The organism is Rhizomicrobium palustre (assembly GCF_011761565.1).
Lineage (GTDB): Bacteria > Pseudomonadota > Alphaproteobacteria > Micropepsales > Micropepsaceae > Rhizomicrobium > Rhizomicrobium palustre.
The window spans coordinates 4,090,314-4,104,996 of the sequence record NZ_JAASRM010000001.1 but is presented as its reverse complement, the minus strand read 5'-3'; the positions used below and the strand labels follow the sequence as shown (position 1 = coordinate 4,104,996).

Below are 14,683 nucleotides of genomic sequence, written 5' to 3'. Positions count from 1 at the left end.
GTTACCCTAGCATCGCACATTCAGGGCACGGGGGAGAATCTCGAATGTCGCGGGTAGGCGGCCTACGGCGGCGCCGTCGATCTCAACCAGAACAGGACGGCCATGGGTTTCTTCCACCGGGGCGGCGATGAGTTTGCGCCCTTGCAGGACGCGCATGACGCCGTTTTGGTCCTGGCCCATAATCACGATATCGAACTGACCGTCATCGGGCTTGGCGTCGGGCACGAGCTCGAGCGGTTCGCCGAAAATGCGGCCATTGGCGACGGCGACCGAGGAGATGGTGACGATTTCGTCCAGGGTGCGATCCATGATCAGGCGTACTGCGCGGCCGCGATAGGTCATCATCCCCAAGGCATGGTGCAGGCCGAAGCCGAACCGCCGCCCGAACAGGCGCGCCGAAAGCGAGCGGTTCATCGCATCCACGATTACCCCCGAAAGTCCAAAGGAGGCGATGCTGGCGAAGTAGCGGGTCCGGGGGATGCCATCGCGCGAGAGATAGCGTACCCGCCCGATATCGATGGGGCGAATAGGTGCCGCTTTCAGTCGGGTCAGGCTTTCATCCTCGCCGCCCACCACGGCCAGCACCGCATCGGGCGAGACAGCGCCTTCGGCATCGAAAAAGCCGTTTACAGCCTCGTTAGCGGTGCCACCCACCGCCACGATTTCCGAATGGCCTTCGCGCAAGGCGGCGGAGACGAGGGTGGCCGCTTCCCCCCGCCTACGCAGGAAGGCGACGGACATATAGGGATAGAGGCTGGCGAGCTTGGGTTCGAGCTGGCGCCACTTGCGGCTGGCACCGGTATCTCGCGGATCGACGATCACGAAGGCGCTCATGTCGACCAACTTGCTCGCATGTGGGCATGAAAGGCTCCCTTTTAGGGGGCGCCCTGTCAATCAGGACTAGAGGAAGAACGGCAAAAAGGGAACTTGGTTCGCCAACCGCCCAAACAATAGTGCCCAAAACAAAATGGCCGCCCTCGAAGGCGGCCATCGGTGGCGCGATCGCGCCGTAAGGCTAGGGCGAGATTATTTAATCTTGCCTTCCTTGAATTCGACGTGCTTGCGCAGGACCGGGTCGTACTTACGAACCGTGAACTTCTCGGTCATGGTGCGGGTGTTCTTCTTCGTCACGTAGAAAAAGCCCGTGCCGCCCTCGCTGTTGAGCCGGATTTTTGCCGTGGTCGGCTTCGCCATAGGGATCTCCAAAAGAAAAAACGCCCGAAGGGCGCGTAACCTACTCAGGAAGGCCTGGAAGTCAAGCGGCCTGGAATTTGGCCGCAGAGAGAGCTGAAAAACCGCAGAAAACCAGGAAAAATTCTCTTAGGCGCAGCCCTCGATATAGGATACGGCCGAGAATAGGCCCGTCCGGTAACTCGTTACCCTCTTGGTATCCGTTTCGAAGATGATTCCGTGTTTGTGGTCGCTGTCCTCGACGATCAGATAATGCCCTTGGTCATAGAGATAGGGATGCGGCTCGATCAGGAGCCTTTTGCCATAGGCTTTGCGCACCGCAGCCTCGCTGGATCCGACCCCGACGCCCTCCGGGGTTAAAATTGGCGCATGGCCGCTCGCCTTTTTCGGGAGGCCGATATCGATACGGGTAACGCGCTTGTCCTGCACCATCAGGTAATAGCCCTGGAGGCGGCTTTTGGTCGTCCACGCGGGAGCGCAGGCTTCGCCAGCGATCGAGAAATCCAGTTTCAGTTTCTGCCCTAGGGCCTTCTCGGCGGCCTGGGTGGTCATCCCGACCTTCACCCCGCCAATGCCCAATGGCGTCGCTACCAGCGCTGGCTCAGCCGCAGCTGCGCTCGTCCACCATCCTAAAATCGCGGCGGCCAGATACATCGCGCGCATGCTGCCTCCTGGTACCGTGGACTCTAGTCTGCTTTCCGGTCGTCTAGAAGCAGGTGTTGCTAGCTGCAGCCATCGGGGGTGGCAATGAAGGGATTCAGGCCTGCGCGCATGCTCTTGACCTTCTTGCCATCGGTTTCGAATACGATCCCTTTGGAATGGTCCGCGGTCTCCCAAATGACTGTATGCCAGGAAGGATCGGCGGGGTTCGGCTTCACCTTGGCGCCAGGATAGGCTTTCAGCACATCTTCTTCGGACGATCCGAGCCCGATGCCTGCGGCGGTCTTGATAGCCAAGGGGTGCGTATCTGCGCTGTAGTATTCCACCGAAACGCGTGCGAGCTGTTTTTGAAACATCAGCAGGCCAAGACCGGCGGCTTCAAGCTTCTTGGTTGTGAAGGCAACGCAGCCGCCATTAGCATAGGCGTTGAAAAGCACCTTCTCATGCAGCGCGCGCTCGAGCGCATCCTGCTTCATGCCGATCTTCACATCGCTGATGCCATCCTCCGACAGAAGGGTGGGCAAGTCCTCTTCGGCATAAGCTGCCGATGCCGCCAGCACCATTGCAAAAGCCGGAACCAGAAAACGCATCGCCCGCTCCCTAACCATCCAGGGTAAATTTCGGCGCGCAGTGTAGAGCAGCTCCCGCGCGCTGTCCTCTCGGCCAGTGCGCAATCACTACATCTTGAGACAGTTTAGCGACGGCGTTTGCTGCGCGGACGGATCGGCGCACCACGGCGTTTCACACGCGGAGCCTCATTCGCTTCGGCGAGATCGAAACGCAATCCGCCGGTGAGGGGAGCCGCTTCCGCCAGGCGCACGGTCAGAATATCGCCAAGGCTATAGGCCGTGCCGCTGCGATCTCCGATCAGGGCATGGCGCCGCTCGTCATGCTGGAAGAACTCGGTGCCTAATGCACGCACGGGCAGAAGCCCTTCCGCACCGGTGTCCGCCAGCCGCACAAAGAGGCCGAAGCGCGTCACCCCGGTCACCCGCGCCGAGAAGGTCGCGCCGACGCGATCTTCCATGAAGGCGGCGACATAGCGATCGGTGGAATCGCGTTCCGCTGCCATGGCGCGGCGCTCAGTCATGGAGATGTGTTCGGCGATCTCATGCAGCCGCATCGCTTCCTTGTCGCTCAGCGCGCCATCGCCGAGCTTCAAGCCGCGGATCAGCGCGCGATGCACGATCAAATCGGCATAACGGCGGATGGGCGAGGTGAAATGGGCGTATTTGGCAAGGTTGAGGCCAAAGTGACCGAGATTGACGTTGTCATAGATGGCCTGCGATTGCGTCCGCAGCACCACGTCATTCATCACCAGCTCATGCGGGCCTTCCTTGGCATTGCCAAGGATACGGTTGAACACGCCCGGTTTCATCACTTGGCCTTTGGCGAAGGTCATGCCGATGGTGCGCAGATAATCGGAGAAGCCGAACAGCTTCTCTTTCGAAGGCGGCTCATGCACACGATAGATCAGCGGCGTGCGCACTTTTTCCAGTGTCTCGGCGGCAGCGACATTGGCGAGCACCATGAACTCTTCGATGAGTTTCATGGATTCCAGCCGCTCCTTGAAGGCGATGGAGGCGATCTTGCCGTCTTCGCCGATCTTGATGCGGCGCTCTGGCAAATCCAATTCAAGCGGATCGCGGTGTTCGCGTTCTTTCAGCAGCACCAGATAGGCGCCCCAGACATCGGCGAGGGCTTTCTTCACCGTCGCGCTCATATCGGCATCGGGATGGCCGTCAAAGGCGCGCTGGGCCTGCGCATAGGTCAGGCGCGCGGCGGAGCGCATGGTGCCGCGCAAAAATTCGTGATGGCGTTTGCGGCCATTGGCATCGAAGACCATCCGCACCGCCATGCAAGGCCGGTCGACGCCTTCTTTCAGCGAGCAGAGATCAGCGGAGAGTTTCTCGGGCAGCATCGGCACCACGCGGTCGGGGAAGTAGACCGAATTGCCGCGCTTATAAGCTTCGCGGTCGAGATCGCTGCCGGGCGTCACGTAATGAGCGACATCGGCAATGGCGACGAGGGTGACATAGCCGCCCTTGTTGGAGGGATCCTCATCCGGGGCGGCCCACACCGCGTCGTCGTGATCGCGCGCATCTTCCGGGTCGATGGTCAGAAGCGGAATGGCGCGCAAATCGGTGCGGCCACGCGGATCGACGGGCAGGGCGGCTTCGGCTTCCGCGATCACCTCTTTGGGGAAATCGGTCGGGATACCGTGGGCGTGAATGGCGATCAGGCTGACCGCCTTGGGCGCATCCATGCTGCCGATGGTTTCCACCACGCGGGCGCGCGGGAAGCCGGAGGTACGGCCCGACAAAGGCTCGGCGATGACAAGGTCATTGTCCTCGGCGCCGTTGAGATCGCGCTTATCGACGTTGAATTCGCTTTTGCTTTTGCGGTCGATGGGCTGGATGCGGATGTGGCTACCGGAAATCTTGAGGACGCCCAGCACCTTATGCACGCTGGCGCCGAGGCGCTTGATCACCTTGGCTTCGAAGCCATCATCGACGCTCTTCAGCCGCGCCAGTACGCGCTCGCCAAGCCCGATGGCGTCTTCGGTCAGGATCAGGATGCGGGGCGGGGTCTCTTCGCCCTCCCATTTCATCGGTCGCGCCAGAAGCTCGCCGTCAGGGTCCTGGCCGGTGATTTCCAGCACCGCGACTTCGGGGATCATACCTGGGCGGTTATAGCCGCGCCGGCGCGAGCCGGTGAGCACGCCTTCGCCTTCCAGCTCTTTCAGGATGCGCTTCAGGATGATGCGGTCCGAGCCCTTGATGCCAAGCAATTTGGCGATGTCGCGCTTGGTGGCGCCGGGCTCGGATGCCAATACGTCAAGCACGCGCTGCCGATCAATGGGCGGCGCGTTCTTGGCCGGTCCTCTTGCCATCTCTACTCCGCAGCCGCCTTAGCGGTCTTCTTCTTCGGCGCGGCTTTCTTCACGGTCTTCTTGGCGGCAGGTTTCGCAGCCTTCTTGACCTCAGCCTTTTTCGGCGCTGCTTTTTTGGCAGGCGCTTTGGTTTTCGCTTCGGGCTTGGCCGCTTTCTTCGTCGCAGCCTTGGCGGCTTTCTCGGCCTTCTTCTTCTGCTTGGCCGTCGGGCCTTTGGCAGCGCGCTCGGCGAGCAGCTTCAGCGCTTCTTCCAGCGTTACCGTTTCCGGCTCGAGCCCGCCGGTGAGCGTCGCATTGGTGGTGCCATCGCTGACATAGGCGCCATAGCGGCCTTTCATCACCTTGATCGCCACGCCTTCCGGCGAATTGCCGAGTTCCTTCAGCGCCTGCGCGCCGCGCGGGGCTTTGCGGTTCGCCGCCTTCTCCGCCAGGATGGTGACGGCGTGATTGAGCCCGATGGTGAAGACGTCTTCGGGGGATTCCAGCGAGGCATAGGCGCCGTTATGCGCCACATAAGGCCCATAGCGGCCGAAATTCGCGGTGATCATCTCACCGGATTCCGGATGCTTGCCCACCTCGCGCGGCAGGGAGAGGAGCTTGATCGCCAGATCAAGACCGACATCCGCAGCATCCGTGCCCTTGGGCAAGCCCTGGCGCTTGGGCTTGTCGCCTTCGCCAAGCTGCACATAAGGCCCGAAGCGGCCCGAGCGCAGGGAAATCTCTTCGCCGGTCTCCGGGAAGATGCCCAGCACCTTGGGTTCGCTCGAGCCTTCGCCGTTCTTCTGGCCAAGCTGACGGGTGAAGCGGCATTCCGGATAGTTGGAACAGCCAACAAAAGCGCCGAAGCGGCCGAGCTTGAGGCTGAGCTGACCGGTGCCGCAGGTGGGGCAGATGCGCGGATCGCCGCCGCCTGGCTCTTGCGGGAAGATATGCGGTCCGATGATCTCGTTCAGGGTGTCGATCACCTGCGAGATTTTCAGATCCTTGGTCTCACCGATCGCGGCGGAGAAATCGCGCCAGAAATCGGCCAAGAGCTTCTTATAATCGAGTTCGCCCGCCGACACCTCATCGAGCTTTTCCTCGAGGTTGGCGGTGAAATCATATTCCACATAGCGGGTGAAGAAGCTCTTCAGGAACGCCGTGACGATGCGGCCCTTGTCTTCGGGATAGAAGCGGCCGCGATCCATCTTCACATAAGCGCGGTCACGCAGCACCGACAGGATCGAGGCATAGGTGGAAGGCCGCCCGATGCCGAGTTCTTCCAGCTTGCGCACCAGGCTGGCTTCGGAATAGCGCGGCGGCGGTTCGGTGAAATGCTGCTCCGGCAGCACTTTTTCGATAGTGGCCGGATTGCCGACGGCGACGCGGGGCAGGCGATTGCCATCCTCATCTGTCTCGTCGTCATGGCCTTCCTGATAGAGGGTAAGGAAGCCATCAAACAGCACCACGCTGCCGGTGGCGCGCAAGGTCACCTGACCGTCTTCGGACGTCACGTCGACCGTCGTGCGCTCCATCTCGGCGCTTTCCATCTGGCTGGCGATGGCGCGTTTCCACACGAGTTCATAGAGCTTCGCGGCATCGGCATCGACATAGCGGGCAACGGCTTCCGGGGTGCGATGGAAGCTCGTCGGGCGGATGGCTTCGTGCGCTTCCTGGGCGTTCTTCGCCTTGGAGGTATAGACGCGCGGCGATTTCGGCACATAGCGCGCGCCATAGCGTTCGCCGGCCATCTCGCGTGCTTCCTGCACCGCGCTGCCGTCCATGGTCACGCCGTCGGTACGCATATAAGTAATGAGGCCGACCGTTTCGCCGCCAACATCGACGCCTTCATAAAGGTGCTGGGCGATCTGCATGGTGCGTTTGGCCGAGAAGCCGAGCTTGCGGGCCGCTTCCTGCTGCAGCGTGGACGTAATGAAGGGCGGGGCAGGGTGGCGCTTGACCGGCTTGGATTCGACCGAGCCGATCTTGAACTTGCGCGATTTGATCGCCTCCACCGCCGCCTTGGCTTCGGCCTCATTGGCGATGCCGAGCTTCTCCAGCTTCTTGCCGCCAAGATGGGTAAGGCGGGCACCGAAAGGTGTCGGGCTCGCATCTTCGCCATAGGCAAGAACATTGGCATCTACCGTCCAATATTCCTGGGTCTTGAAGGCTTCGATTTCGAGTTCGCGGTCGACCACCAGCCGCAACGCGACCGATTGCACGCGGCCAGCCGATTTGGCGCCCGGCAGTTTGCGCCACAGCACCGGCGACAGGGTGAAGCCGACAAGATAGTCCAGCGCGCGGCGCGCCAGATAGGCGTCCACCAATTCCACATTGATGTCGCGGGGATTCTTGATGGCTTCCAGAATGGCATTCTTGGTGATGGCGTTGAACACCACGCGCTCGATATGGGCGTGTCCCAGCGCCTTCTTTTGCTTCAACACCTCTAGCACGTGCCAGGAAATCGCTTCACCTTCGCGATCCGGGTCAGTGGCCAGGATGAGCTTGTCGGCGGTCTTCACCGCGTCGGCGATATCCTTGATCCGCTTCTGGGCGCGCTCGTCGACATGCCAATCCATGGCAAAGTCTTCGTCCGGCCGCACCGACCCGTCTTTGGGAGGCAGATCGCGGATATGGCCGAAGCTGGCCAGGACCTTATAGCTCGAGCCAAGGTACTTATTGATGGTCTTGGCCTTGGCCGGGGATTCTACGACGAGAACGTTCATCAGTGAGGGGACTCAAAAAGGACCAGGGGGATATAAGGAGGCGGGACACTGGGGGAAGGGGCGGAACGGTGTCAACGCGCGATTTGGGGAGTATTAATTACCAAAAATTGCAGAATCTTCGTAATAGGCCAAATTTGTAACTAGTGGTTGCAATAGAATTTCGCTTCCCATAGCGTAGCGCTCGTAACCTGATCCTTCTGGTTGTCATGCCCACCTCGCAACTCGACGGCTTTTCCCCAGCTGAAACGGCCCGTTACACCGAAGAGATGCTTCAATCCCTGCGCCGGATCGCAGAGCGGCAAAACCAAGCGATTCTAGCCCATCTATTGGTGCTCGCAGAGGTGGAGGCGAAAATCCAATCTGAGATTCAGCCAGAATTGACACCCCATGACACTGCATTGCCGGGGTGACGGGTCAGCTTTCCTGCCAATTCCAGCTCCAGAAGTATGGCCAAAACCGCCTGTGCTGGGGCATCGGTGAGCCGAATCAGCTCGTCGATAGAAACCGGAGCGGGCCCCAACGCCTCCTCAACCGCACCCCGAACCCGGTCGATTTCCGCCTCGCTGAGGCTGGCGCCAGAGGAGGGGGCTTGGCGCCCCGGTTCATCGAAGCCGCTGCCTAAAATGGGGGCGAGGACGGCAAGCACATCGGCGGCACTTTCGGTCAGGGTGGCGCCGTCGCGGATCAGCCGGTTGGCCCCCTTGGCGCGGGGATCGAGCGGGGAACCCGGTACGGCAAAGACCTCGCGGTTTTGCTCCAGCGCCATGCGTGCGGTGATCAACGAGCCCGAGCCTTCCGCAGCTTCCACCACCACCACGCCACGCGCCATACCGGAAACGATGCGGTTGCGGCGCGGGAAATGGCGCGCTTGCGGCGCCTCGCTAAGCGGCATTTCGGATATCACCGCGCCTTCAGCAATGAGCCGCGCATAGAGAAGCTTGTTCTCTGGCGGATATATAATGTCGACACCACCTGCCACGACCGCGACCGTGCCGCTTTCGAGCGCACCTTCATGCGCTGCCGTATCGATCCCGCGCGCCATGCCGGAAACTACCGTCAGGCCTGCATCGCCGAGATCGCGGGCGAGGGTCTGTGCTAGCTTGCGCCCCAAGGCCGAAGCGTTGCGGGCACCAACAATCGCCACCGCCTCTCGTCTGAGAAGATGGGGATGACCCAGCACCGAGATGACTGGCGGCGGGGCGTCCAAGCCCGCAAGACCTTTGGGAAAATCGGGCTCGCAAGACGCGATGAATTTGCCGCCCCATTTTTCGAGCGCCGCGATCTCATCTTCAATCACTGCGGCATCAGGTGGCTTAGGCGGGGCGCCTCCGCCACGACGGGCGAGACGGGGCACTTCGGCGAGGGCTTTTTCCGCACTGCCAAAGCGCGCCAGCAACTGTGCGAAAGTCACTGGCCCCACATTCGGAGTGCGCGACAGCTGCAGCCATCGAACGCGTTCGATCTCGGTCAATGCGCGCGGCATGAAATCCCCCGCTGCCATCGTGGCACCAGAGGTTGAGAAGTTCAAATGGTAAAACTGGAAGCTACCTCAGATCGTCATGGCCGGGTCGGAGCCCGGCCACGACGAAAAATAGGAAGACGCAAGCCTCGCCGTACAATTTAGGGCGATGAAGTGTTCTCGTCTTTCTTCTTCTGCCCAATGCGCGGCTCTTGGCCGTGCCACAGCCGGTAGATATTGGCGTGATGGGTGAGAAAGAGAATGATGGTGAGGATGAAAGCGAAGATCGCTTTGGTGAGATCGCCAAAGGCCATCATATAAGCGGGCGCCAGCGCCGCCGCGGTCAGCGCCGAGAGCGACGAGATGCGCAAGAGGTAGGCCATGCCAATCCAGGTGGCGATGAAGAGCAGCCCCACCGGCCAATAAAGCCCGAGCAGCACGCCGATCACGGTTGCAACGCCTTTGCCGCCTTTGAACTTCAGCCAAACCGGAAAGATATGGCCGAGCACGGCGCAAAGCCCTGCCACCAGCGCCGCCGATGCGCCCAAAAACATGCCCGCCAGAAGGACGGCGACAAGACCTTTGCCGCCATCGAGCAGCAAGGTCAGCGCCGCCGCCCATTTCTTGCCGGTGCGCAGCACATTGGTGGCGCCGATATTGCCCGAGCCGATCTTGCGCACATCGCCAAGACCTGCGGCGAGCGAGATCAAAAGCCCGAATGGAACCGATCCCAGACCATAGCCAATCAGTGCTGCATACGCGGCGCCGGACCAGGAGAGGGCGGTCATGCCATTCATTTGGGGCCGCTCCGTTCAAACACGCATTCACCGCCGACAAAGGTCTTCACCGCGCGGCCCTGGAACTTGCGCCCCTTGAAGGGTGTGTTGCGGGCGCGCGAATGCAGCATCGAAGGATCGACCACGTAAGGCGCGTCCGTATCGATCAGAACGAGATCAGCGGGCGCGCCTTTTTCCAGCTTGCCGCTCGCCAGACCCAACAATTTCGCGGGTGTGCAGGTCAGCGCTTTCAAGACATGCGCCAGCTCTGCCTTGCCATCATGATAAAGGCCGAGCGCGACGGGCAGCAGCGTTTCAAGACCCACCGCCCCGAAGGCGGCCTGCGCATAAGGCTGGCGCTTGGTATCGGCGGCTTGCGGATCATGGCTGGAGACGATCACATCGATCACACCCGAGGCGACGCCATCGACCATGGCTTGACGGTCCGCTTCCGAACGCAGCGGCGGCTTCACCTTCATGAAGGTGAAATAGGTGCCGACATCAAGTTCGTTCAGCGCCAGGTGATGGGCCGATACACCGCAAGTGATGGGAAGCCCGCGCGCTTTGGCATTGGCAATCGCTTCAAGCGATGCAGCAGTGGAAATCTGCGCAAAGTGATAGCGCGCGCCCGTCAGCTCCACGAGGCGGATATCGCGTTCCACGATCATCACCTCGGCTGCGGCTGGGGCCGCGGGAATGCCGAGCCGCATGGCATATTCGCTCTCGCTCGCTGCCGCGCCTTTGGTGAGGTCCGGGTCTTCGGCATGGGCCACCACCAGCGCATCGAAGGCGGAGGTGTAGGAGAGGGCCCGGCGCAGCACGCGCGTATTGGCAATGGTGCGATCGCCATCGGTGAAGGCCACTGCACCGGCTTCTTTCAAAAGCCCGATCTCGGTCATCACCTCGCCAGCCAGATGCTGGGTGAGGGCGGCCATCGGATGCACGCGCACCTTGGCGGTAGCTTCGGCGCGGCGGCGAATGAAATCGACCAGCGAAGGCTCATCGATGACAGGATCGGTATTCGGCATGACGATGATGGTCGTCACGCCGCCCGCCACCGCAGCATCGGAAGCCGTCGCCAGGGTTTCGCGATGTTCGCTACCGGGCTCGCCGGTGAAGACGCGCATATCAATCAGGCCAGGCGCCAGCACCAGCCCTTTGCAATCGACAACCTGCGAGGCATCGGCGCCGCTGATATGCGCGCCCACATCCAAAATCTTGCCGTCTTCGCAGAGAAGACCGCCTTTAACATCCATCCCGCTTTTGGGATCGATCAGCCGCGCATTGAGGAACAGCGTGCGGGTCATATGTTGCGCCCCTCTTGCGGCAGGCCGCGCGCCAAAGCATCGAGCACCGCCATGCGGATGGCGACACCCATCTCCACCTGTTCGTGGATCAGGCTGACTTCGAGGTCGTCGGCCACTTCAGAGGCGATTTCGACACCGCGATTCATCGGCCCCGGATGCATCACAAGCGCACCGGGATTGGCATAGGAGAGCTTCTCGCGGTCCAGCCCCCAATAGCGGAAATACTCGCGAGTGGAGGGCACGAAGGCTCCGCTCATCCGCTCGAGCTGCAGGCGCAGCATCATCACAATGTCCGCGCCCTTAAGGCCTTCGCGCATGTCGGTGAAGGTTTCCACGCCAAAGCGGGCGACATCGGCCGGCATCAAGGTGCGCGGACCGACGAGGCGCACACGCGCGCCCATCTTGGCGAGGAGGTGGATGTTGGAGCGCGCCACGCGGCTATGCAGCACGTCACCGCATATCGCCACCGTCAGGCCCTGGAAGGAACGGCCCCGGCGCCGGATCGTCAGTGCGTCGAGCAATGCTTGCGTCGGGTGTTCATGCGAACCATCGCCCGCATTGACGACACAGCAATCCACTTTGCGTGCCAGAAGCGAAGTCGCGCCGGAATCCTGATGGCGAACGATCAGAATATCGGGACGCATCGCGTTCAGCGTGGTGGCGGTGTCGATCAGAGTCTCGCCCTTGGTCACCGAGGAGGTACGAACGCTCATATTCATGACGTCCGCGCCAAGGCGCTTACCAGCAAGCTCGAAAGACGATTGGGTACGGGTCGAAGGCTCGAAAAAGAGGTTTATGACCGTGCGACCCTTCAGGATCGGCGACTTCTTTTCCCGGGAGCGTCCGAGTGCGACATAATCCTCGGCCAAATCGAGGAGGGCGGTGATTTCACCGACGGAAAGTCCTTCGATGCCAAGAAGATGGCTGGAAAGAAGGATTGGCTGTGTGGCCTGGCTCATCGGGCCCCGCTTATAGCAGGCAGAGGCGGTTGGGCAAGCTTTGCGGCGCCTTGGCCCACAGTTTTAACTGGCTTTGCCAGTCAGGCGATAAATCACCGCGCCGATGTATTCATGCACCGCCAGATCAGTCCGCTCCAGATTCTCCGGCACGGTTTCAGGGGAGAAGGGCACGCGCGCGGGCGTGGTGAAATCCACCGGCCAGGGCAGGACTTTCCAGCCGACTTTTTGCGCGATGCCCGCTGAGCGCGGCATGTGAAAGCCAGAGGTTACCAAAAGCCAGGTATCACCCGGCTTAGGTTTCACAATTTCCTTGGTGAAGACGAAATTTTCCCAGGTATTGCGGGATTTGCCCTCGATGGTCAGGCGCTCCGGTGGGACCCCTAGCGACAGAAGAATGGCGCGCGCAGAAATTGCTTCGGGCATCTCCTGATGGCGGGGATCACCCGAGCCGCCGCTAAACACCACCTTTGCGCTGGGATACTGCCGCGCCAACACCGCCCCTTCGACCAGCCTGACCAGCCCGTGATCCATGCCCAGCGCATGGCGGGAGAGAAGAATGTCGGTCTTGCTGCCGCCACCCAGGATCAGAATGCCATCAACCCGGTTGGGTGCGGCAGGATGCTCATAGCGGTTTTCGACGCCCTGAATCAGCCAAGCGCCGACCGGCAAAAGCCCGATGGCGACAAACAGAATCGCTGCCGCTCCCGCGGCCCAACGCGCCTGTCGCACCTGCCCGGAAAACAGCAGGATCGCGGTGGCAATGGTCAGCCAGATAAGGATGTGGCTCGGCGCCACTACGAACCAGAAGAGCTTGGAGAAGAGAAAAAACACGGCGTCTCCTCAGAGCGCTTTCAGGAAAAGTGGAATCCGGTTTTCCGTCCGAAAGCGCGACAATTAAATCCCCTATGCGTGGCGGGCCTCGCCGGAAATTTCCTCAAGGGACCGCCCCGCCGGTTCGGGCAGGGTGAGAAGCGCGATCATGGCAATCGGCATGGTTCCCATCAACACCAGCACCGCGATGCCATGGGTATGGAACACATTATATAAAGGACCCTCGAGCGCCAGGCTGATCGCCCCTGCCAGGATTGCCGTCAGATAGCGTAGTCCTGAGACTGTTGCGCGATAGCTGGTGGGGAAAAGTTCGGCGGAAAGCCCGGCGATCAAGGCGTCGGCCAGCAAAAATCCAGCGAAGGCGACGATCCAGGTCAGCGGCAGATAGGGAATGTTGAGGCCGCTATAGAAGAAGGCGAAGCCGATCATCGCCATCAGGCAGCCGAGTATCGCCGTAATGCGTCGGCCGATGTGATCGCTAAGCCGTCCCGACAGAATATTGAAGGCCACCGCCAGAAGACCGCCAGGAATAATCAGAAGTGTGGTTTCATAGGGTTTGAAGCCGAAATTGCTCTGCAGATATTTCGGCCAGAGAAATTCAGCGGGCCAGATCGCAAAGCCAAATGCTGCCGCCGCGATCAGCATGGCGGTCAGACGTCCGGGGTATTCCCTGGAGATGAGGCGTGTCTGCTCCAGCGCGGCGGCAAGGCGCGAGCGCATCTTCTCGACCTCTTTTTCGCGCACTTCGAAGCGCTGGGTCTCGGGTAGGCGGCGGCGCATATAGGCCATCATGAACAGCGGCACGGCGCCGATCACATAAAGACTGCGCCAGCCATAGGGCAGCACTGTCACAAAGGCGAAAACCAGCGAGGCGATGCCGCCGCCCATATAATAAAGAGCGCCCAGCGTACCGGAGGACCAGCCGCGCTGCGAGGCAGCCACTTCCTCGGCGATGACGACGTAACACAGCATTTCTTCGGCATAGCCGAACACGCGCGTCAGGATCTGGCAGGCAACGAAGGCGTTGTAATCCTGCACAAAACCGGTCGCCAGAGTGGCGAGGGCCTGACCGACAATGGTGATCAGCAAAAGCCGCCGCCGTCCGACAAGATCAGCGGCCCAGGCCAGCATTACCGCGAAGATCGTCGCGATGCGAATGAAGGAAAGGGTGAGGGCGAGCTTATCTTCGGGAATGCCGAGGCTTGCCTGAATTTGCGGTGCGGCCAGGCCGAAGACATTCATGTCATAGCCCGCGAACAGCATCGCGATGCCGACAAGCAGGAACACCTGCGCTTGGCGGGAGGTCATGCCTCCTGGTGGACGCATCGCCGGTGGTAGCCAGCTCACTTTAATAAGGCGCTCTTCCTGAGGACGCGCGTGCTGGCTCATCATTTCCCCTTGAGATGGCGAAGGCGATCTAACGCGCCCTGGAGAATATAGGCGGCGGCCATTTTGTCCACGACAGCGGCACGGCGCGCGCGCGAGGCATCGGCATCAAGAAGTGTGCGTGTCACGGCGGCAGTTGAAAGACGCTCATCCACCAGAACAATCGGCAGGGGCGAGCGGGCAGCGAAATTACGGGCAAAGGCGCGCGCTGATTGCGCCGAGGCGCCCGCGCTGCCGTCCATATTGAGAGGGTGGCCGATGACAAGCCCACCCACGCCTTGCGCAGCGATAATGGCGTCAAGCTTGGCCGCATCCGCGGAGAACTTGCCCCGTTTCAGGGTTTCCATCGGCGTCGCCACGGTCAGAAGCGTATCGGAAAGGGCAAGGCCGATGGTTTTCTCGCCGAGATCGAGTCCTAAAAGGCGCTGCATCGGGGCGAGGGTGAGGTCTTCGAGTGTGGTGATGGGCATCTGCTTGCGGGGTGTTGGGGCTGGGGCGTAGCTTATCGGTTGAGGG

Annotated in this window: 13 protein-coding genes; all 13 read right to left on the bottom strand. The window is 61.1% G+C overall.

Going from position 1 to position 14,683, the window contains the following annotated elements:
- Positions 1–6: 6 nt before the first annotated feature.
- The 13 genes from FHS83_RS18470 to ruvX all read right to left on the bottom strand — a co-directional run bounded on the left by FHS83_RS18470 (position 7) and on the right by ruvX (position 14,637).
- Entirely contained in the window at positions 7–834 is an 828-nt protein-coding gene (locus tag FHS83_RS18470) for a diacylglycerol/lipid kinase family protein (RefSeq protein WP_167084859.1), read from the bottom strand.
- A gap of 192 nt (positions 835–1,026) precedes the next feature.
- Entirely contained in the window at positions 1,027–1,194 is a 168-nt protein-coding gene (gene rpmG / locus FHS83_RS18465) for a 50S ribosomal protein L33 (RefSeq protein ID WP_167084857.1), read from the bottom strand.
- A gap of 126 nt (positions 1,195–1,320) precedes the next feature.
- Complete coding sequence (locus FHS83_RS18460) at positions 1,321–1,854, bottom strand: hypothetical protein (protein ID WP_167084855.1); 534 nt, start codon at positions 1,852–1,854, stop codon at positions 1,321–1,323.
- Positions 1,855–1,913: 59 nt separating this feature from the next.
- On the bottom strand, positions 1,914–2,441 hold the full coding sequence (locus tag FHS83_RS18455) for a hypothetical protein (protein ID WP_167084853.1): 528 nt from the start codon (positions 2,439–2,441) through the stop codon (positions 1,914–1,916).
- Positions 2,442–2,545: 104 nt separating this feature from the next.
- A complete protein-coding gene (rnr, locus tag FHS83_RS18450) occupies positions 2,546–4,744 on the bottom strand; it encodes a ribonuclease R (RefSeq protein WP_167084850.1) in 2,199 nt (732 codons plus the stop codon).
- Positions 4,745–4,746: 2 nt separating this feature from the next.
- The gene (gene topA, locus FHS83_RS18445) at positions 4,747–7,449 is read right to left on the bottom strand and encodes a type I DNA topoisomerase (protein ID WP_167084848.1); all 2,703 of its coding nucleotides are present in this window, start codon (positions 7,447–7,449) and stop codon (positions 4,747–4,749) included.
- 367 nt (positions 7,450–7,816) lie between these two features.
- Entirely contained in the window at positions 7,817–8,932 is a 1,116-nt protein-coding gene (gene dprA / locus FHS83_RS18440) for a DNA-processing protein DprA (RefSeq protein ID WP_167084846.1), read from the bottom strand.
- A 137-nt stretch (positions 8,933–9,069) separates the two neighbouring features.
- On the bottom strand, positions 9,070–9,696 hold the full coding sequence (gene plsY, locus FHS83_RS18435; RefSeq protein ID WP_167085635.1) for a glycerol-3-phosphate 1-O-acyltransferase PlsY: 627 nt from the start codon (positions 9,694–9,696) through the stop codon (positions 9,070–9,072).
- A 5-nt stretch (positions 9,697–9,701) separates the two neighbouring features.
- Positions 9,702–10,991, bottom strand: a complete 1,290-nt coding sequence (gene pyrC / locus FHS83_RS18430) for a dihydroorotase (protein WP_167084844.1) — start codon at positions 10,989–10,991, stop codon at positions 9,702–9,704.
- A complete protein-coding gene (locus FHS83_RS18425) occupies positions 10,988–11,950 on the bottom strand; it encodes an aspartate carbamoyltransferase catalytic subunit (RefSeq protein ID WP_167084842.1) in 963 nt (320 codons plus the stop codon). The genes pyrC and FHS83_RS18425 overlap by 4 nt, the downstream gene beginning before the upstream one ends.
- Before the next feature lie 63 nt (positions 11,951–12,013).
- Positions 12,014–12,781, bottom strand: coding sequence for an ElyC/SanA/YdcF family protein (locus FHS83_RS18420; protein WP_167084840.1), 768 nt, complete (start codon positions 12,779–12,781; stop codon positions 12,014–12,016).
- Between the two features lie 72 nt (positions 12,782–12,853).
- A complete protein-coding gene (locus FHS83_RS18415) occupies positions 12,854–14,170 on the bottom strand; it encodes an MFS transporter (protein ID WP_341801604.1) in 1,317 nt (438 codons plus the stop codon).
- The gene (gene ruvX / locus FHS83_RS18410; protein ID WP_167084835.1) at positions 14,170–14,637 is read right to left on the bottom strand and encodes a Holliday junction resolvase RuvX; all 468 of its coding nucleotides are present in this window, start codon (positions 14,635–14,637) and stop codon (positions 14,170–14,172) included. The genes FHS83_RS18415 and ruvX overlap by 1 nt, the downstream gene beginning before the upstream one ends.
- Positions 14,638–14,683: the final 46 nt, after the last annotated feature.

Excerpts from the sequence above, each read along its gene's own strand:
- FHS83_RS18470 (WP_167084859.1), bottom strand. The coding sequence starts at position 834 with ATGAGCGCCTTCGTGATCGTCGATCCGCGAGATACCGGTGCCAGCCGC.
- rpmG (WP_167084857.1), bottom strand. The coding sequence starts at position 1,194 with ATGGCGAAGCCGACCACGGCAAAAATCCGGCTCAACAGCGAGGGCGGC.
- FHS83_RS18460 (WP_167084855.1), bottom strand. The coding sequence starts at position 1,854 with ATGCGCGCGATGTATCTGGCCGCCGCGATTTTAGGATGGTGGACGAGC.
- FHS83_RS18455 (WP_167084853.1), bottom strand. The coding sequence starts at position 2,441 with ATGCGTTTTCTGGTTCCGGCTTTTGCAATGGTGCTGGCGGCATCGGCA.
- rnr (WP_167084850.1), bottom strand. The coding sequence starts at position 4,744 with ATGGCAAGAGGACCGGCCAAGAACGCGCCGCCCATTGATCGGCAGCGC.
- topA (WP_167084848.1), bottom strand. The coding sequence starts at position 7,449 with ATGAACGTTCTCGTCGTAGAATCCCCGGCCAAGGCCAAGACCATCAAT.
- dprA (WP_167084846.1), bottom strand. The coding sequence starts at position 8,932 with ATGCCGCGCGCATTGACCGAGATCGAACGCGTTCGATGGCTGCAGCTG.
- plsY (WP_167085635.1), bottom strand. The coding sequence starts at position 9,696 with ATGACCGCCCTCTCCTGGTCCGGCGCCGCGTATGCAGCACTGATTGGC.
- pyrC (WP_167084844.1), bottom strand. The coding sequence starts at position 10,991 with ATGACCCGCACGCTGTTCCTCAATGCGCGGCTGATCGATCCCAAAAGC.
- FHS83_RS18425 (WP_167084842.1), bottom strand. The coding sequence starts at position 11,950 with ATGAGCCAGGCCACACAGCCAATCCTTCTTTCCAGCCATCTTCTTGGC.
- FHS83_RS18415 (WP_341801604.1), bottom strand. The coding sequence starts at position 14,170 with ATGAGCCAGCACGCGCGTCCTCAGGAAGAGCGCCTTATTAAAGTGAGC.
- ruvX (WP_167084835.1), bottom strand. The coding sequence starts at position 14,637 with ATGCCCATCACCACACTCGAAGACCTCACCCTCGCCCCGATGCAGCGC.